The sequence below is a fragment of the Photobacterium sp. R1 genome (assembly GCF_054600795.1).
In genome coordinates, this window is sequence record NZ_BAAHZP010000469.1 from 1 (window position 1) to 279 (window position 279).

At 58.4% G+C, this 279-nt stretch carries 1 protein-coding gene; it reads right to left on the reverse strand.

Annotated elements, in window-relative coordinates; genetic code table 11:
* Positions 1 to 279, reverse strand: a 279-nt coding sequence (locus ACYP03_RS25890; RefSeq protein ID WP_459782658.1) for an FAD-dependent monooxygenase, incomplete at both ends; no start/stop codon positions are given.

The window sequence follows — 279 nt, forward strand, 5'->3', positions numbered from 1 at the left end:
GCCGTCCGGTGTGAAAATTTGCCGGGCGGTGTGCGCATGGGGTTCTGCGCAGCGGATATTGGCAACAATGGCGTGATGACCATAATCCCAGTGAGTCAGCGGAATATCCATCTGGCTGCGCACCCATGAATTGGCACCATCCGCCCCCACGACCAGTTTGGCCGTCAGGCTTTGGCCATTGTCCAGTGTCAGCCAGGCTTCACGCTCGCCAACAACCATCTGCTGGCAGCGCACCGGGGCAATCATAGCCACATTGGGCTGAGCATTCACTTTGTCCAG